General features: G+C 70.2%; 4 protein-coding genes and 1 pseudogene. 1 reads left to right on the plus strand and 4 read right to left on the minus strand.

Going from position 1 to position 3,762, the window contains the following annotated elements; translation table 11 throughout:
• The coding region (locus DAT37_RS20565) for a hypothetical protein (protein WP_157978581.1) at nt 1-1,030 on the plus strand (1,030 nt) is incomplete at its 5' end.
• Here the strand turns inward: DAT37_RS20565 and DAT37_RS20570 are convergent.
• From DAT37_RS20570 to DAT37_RS20585, 4 genes and pseudogenes are all read right to left on the minus strand, one after another.
• The gene (locus DAT37_RS20570) at nt 1,011-1,256 is read right to left on the minus strand and encodes a hypothetical protein (protein ID WP_232839888.1); all 246 of its coding nucleotides are present in this window, start codon (nt 1,254-1,256) and stop codon (nt 1,011-1,013) included. The two genes, DAT37_RS20565 and DAT37_RS20570, sit on opposite strands and share 20 nt — an antisense overlap.
• Nucleotides 1,257-1,276: 20 nt before the next feature.
• On the minus strand, nt 1,277-2,848 hold the full coding sequence (locus DAT37_RS20575) for a radical SAM protein (RefSeq protein ID WP_109526452.1): 1,572 nt from the start codon (nt 2,846-2,848) through the stop codon (nt 1,277-1,279).
• Nucleotides 2,845-3,576: a prolipoprotein diacylglyceryl transferase gene (locus DAT37_RS20580; protein ID WP_109526453.1), complete on the minus strand. Its 732-nt coding sequence runs from the start codon at nt 3,574-3,576 to the stop codon at nt 2,845-2,847. Before DAT37_RS20580 ends, DAT37_RS20575 begins: the two co-directional genes overlap by 4 nt.
• 1 nt (nt 3,577) lies before the next feature.
• Nucleotides 3,578-3,762 (minus strand): annotated as a pseudogene (locus tag DAT37_RS20585) (hypothetical protein); the annotation flags it as partial.

Raw genomic sequence — 3,762 nt, forward strand, 5'->3', positions numbered from 1 at the left:
GGCGGTCTTCAAGATGCCCGCCAAGGCCGCCGACGGCTGGAAATATCGCCCGGTAACCGGCATCAGCCCGACCGAGGTGCTCCTCATCGCCGAGTCCTCGTTCGAGAAGGCGGGGCGGCTGGAGGTGTACGACTCGGCGGCCAAGAGCGCGCGCGTCCTCGGTGACGTACCGGCTCCCACGGACGTGGAGGGCTACTACGCCCAGAACTTCGAGGTCGGCGAGAAGCACATCGCCTGGTACGGCGAGACCCCCAACAACGGCGACAAATGGGCAGATTTCTGGATCATGCCCAGGGAGGGCGGCGAGGCCAAGCAACTGGGAGAGGTCACCGGCCCGATGGCGGAAGTGGAGCGCATCGGCGTCACGGACGACTCCGTGGTCTGGTCGGTGCAGTCGGGCGGCGTCTACCGCATGCCGCTGAAAGGCGGCACGCCCGAGCGCATCGCGGGGACCGACGGGCTGCACCTCCTCTCCTGGCCGTGGGCGGGTGACCGCTCTCGCCGCGAGGGCGTCATCAACCAGCACAGGCTGGTCAACCTGGAGACCGGCGAGTCGCAGGACGTACTGGTGCCGGACGGGGCGAACGGTATGAGCTGCCTCCCCGACTGGTGTTTCGCCATGCTCAAGGCGGAGGCGATCGCGCAGCGCGTGGACGGCTCCGTCCGGAAGACGCTGCCCGGCGAGCTCACCCTGATGGCCCTCGCCGACGGCCGGCTGGGCACCCGGTTCGCGCTCCTCTCCGGACGCGACCGCACTCCGGTGTCGGAGGGCACTACGCGGTCGATCGTGTACGACGCGGCCACCGGCCTCTCGGCAGGCGTCGGCAAGGTCTGGCCGAACGGCGCGAGCATCCTGGGCAGGGGCATCTCCTCCTCGCCCACCACGATCATCTACTGGGATGAGGACCGGGAGCAATACGACGTGTGCGGGTCCGAGGGGGAGTCGAAGACGTGCCGGTCCAAGGCGCGGGGCGGCGGCAAGGAGTTCACCGTGCTGAACCTGGCGGCCGTCACAGCAAAGGGTGAATGATCGCGGCGACCGCCACCACCCCCAGCAGGCCCAGGTAGGCCAGCACGAGCCGGGTGTCCCGGAGCAGGCACTTGCTCCGGGCCAACCCGGCTCGCCGCGCCTTCCAGTAACCTGCGAACCCAAGCGCCGCGAACCCCAGCACCGCCCACGCCCCCAGCAGCCAGGCCAGCAGCGCGACCGTCGCGTACACGCACAACCGCAGCGGATCGTAGGGCTCGGCCTTCACGTGACTCTCCAGGGGAGCTTTCATGTGACGACCTCCAGCGGCAGCCGTGCGCGGGGTTCGGAGGCCACCGCGGACAGCCGCTGCCCCGCCAGCTGCGGCCACGCCTGCACCGCACAGAACGGCGCACACTGATCCCGTGCCTGATCGGGTGCTCGCCTGGCCCGCGTGCCGACGTGCACGCAGCACTGCGTCAGCCGCTCCTCGATCATCGTCGAGATGTCCATGAACGGCTTCACCGTCACCCGCACCACCCGCTCGCCCAGCATCCTGCGCAGCTTCCTGCGCCCGCCGGGCAGCGCCGACGACGCCAGCGTGAGCAGGGTGGCCACGCCGAGGTCGCAGTTCTCGCAGATGTCGCGCCACAACTCGCCGACCCGCGGATGCGACAGCGACGACTGCTCCGACAGCAGTCCGAGCAGCGACTCCTGTACGGCCAGCCGCAGCTCGCGCGGGATCTCGCTGTCGGCGATCCGGTTGGACACCAGGCCGAGGTTCGCCTTGAGCCGGTCGTGCCCCATCAGCGCCACCAGCGAGCGCCACTGCCGCGCGTCGTCGCGGATCAGGTAGCCCACCGAGCAGCAGTGCGGATGCGAGCAGGGCAGAGCCGTGAGGTCGCGCCACGTGACCAGCCCCCCGGTCTGCGGGCCGAGCCGCCCGAGCACGCCCGTGTGGGTGAGCCGGTCCATCGGGTCGATCGGCCCCGACCGGCCCGAGCCGAACTGCGGCTGCAGCGACACGCCGCCGACGTACGGGGTGTCGAGGGCCAGCCGGATGACGTCGCCGATCTCGCCGTCGTTGACGCCGAGCGCCGCCGTCATCACCAGCGTGGTGAAGATCTCGCGTTCCGACAACCGCTGCACGGCCTGCGCCTTGAGGCGTCGCAGGTCACCGCCGCGGTGATGCTTCGACGCCTCGGCCGAGCTCCCGTCGTACTGCAGGTAGATCTCGACCCGCTCCCTGTGCTCGGTCAGCAGGTCGAGCAGATCGTCGTCACGGGCGATGAGCACGCCGTTGGTGTTGATCAGGATGCGGGTGACGGGCCGCCGTACGAGCTCGCCGAGCAGGTCGGCGAGCTCCGGATGCAGGGTCGGCTCGCCGCCGCTCAGCATGAGCACGTCGAGCTTGCCGTTCTCGCGGTCGAGGCGCTGGTCGACGTTGGCGAGAACCTCGGCCACCGGGACGACGCCGCTCAGCTCGGGGGAACTGCCGGCGAAACAGGTCGGGCAGCGCAGGTTGCACGCCTCGACGATGTCCTCCAGCAGGATGCACGTGTGCTGGGTCTGCATCTCGGGCAGGCCCCGCAGGTACGCGGCGGGCACCGGCGCGAAGTTCCCGGCCACGTCCGGAATGTGCTGCTTCGTGGGGGCGGTCCATTCCTCCAGGTACGCGAGGATCTCCGGGTCCTCGTCGTACAGCGTCCGCACCAGGCCGTGCTCGCGGCACCCGCGCTCCAGCCACACCCGGCCGTCGCGAACGGCCAGATAGCCGCTCAGCCGCTCCACCTGCTCCAGGTCCTGGCCCTGGCAGCGCGGGCAGAAGGCGTTGACGTACCTCAGGATGCGGTCTCCCCGCAGTCCCATCCCAGTGCTCATCTGACGACCTCCCGCCGGAAGAGGGCATCGTAGTAGCCGCGTCGCCACCCGTACCCGACCCTGATCCCGAGCAGCAACATGCCCGGGACGAGAAACCACTGTGGCCGCGTGAGGTCCAGCCAGACGGTCTCGTTCGCCCTGACGAACTCGACCGCGAACCGGAACACCGCGTACCCGGCCAGGTACAGGGTGAACAGCTCGCCCGGCCGGGTGAGCCTGCCGCGCGCCCACACCAGCGCGCCGAACGCGGCCAGGTGGAACACGATCTCGTACACGAACGACGGGTGCATGGCCTGCCCCGCCAGGCAGCCGGGACACTCGGGCGTGGTCGCGGGAGCATGCACCCCCCACGGCAGATCCGTGGGCCGCCCCGGTGCCTCGGTCAGATGGCAGCCGATCCGCCCGACCGCCATCCCCAACGCCACCGCGGGGGCGAACAAGTCGCCCGTCCGCTCCTTGAAGCCGATGATCCTCTTGGCCACCAGCACGCCCACGTACGCCCCGGTCAGGCCGCCGAGGACGCTCCGCGAGCCGTACAGCCAGAGATCGGACAGATCGAGCGTCTCCAGCCACCCAGCCAGCCGCATCCCGATCGCCCCACCCACCAGCGCCCCCGTGACGGCGACCAGCGACTGCTCGTTGAGCGCCCCCCGCCGCCGCGCCTCCCGTACGAACACCCCAGAAGCGACCAACACCCCAAGGCCCACGAAAATCTCGTGCAGTGGCATGTCAGGCGTACAACTCCGGATTGAGCCCCGTACAGAACCCCGCCGAGACGATCGACCACAAGGCCCACCCGATCATCAACCCCAGCCCCAACCCGGTCGCCCACGGCCGCCGCACGAACAACAGCCCGATCCCCGCCCCCAGCCCCACCAGCGCCAGCACCACGGCCCCCGCCGCGACGAACCCAG

The organism is Nocardia aurea (assembly GCF_003123685.1).
Lineage (GTDB): Bacteria > Actinomycetota > Actinomycetes > Mycobacteriales > Mycobacteriaceae > Nocardia > Nocardia aurea.

Excerpts from the sequence above, each read along its gene's own strand:
- DAT37_RS20575 (WP_109526452.1), bottom strand. The coding sequence starts at position 2,848 with ATGAGCACTGGGATGGGACTGCGGGGAGACCGCATCCTGAGGTACGTC.
- DAT37_RS20580 (WP_109526453.1), bottom strand. The coding sequence starts at position 3,576 with ATGCCACTGCACGAGATTTTCGTGGGCCTTGGGGTGTTGGTCGCTTCT.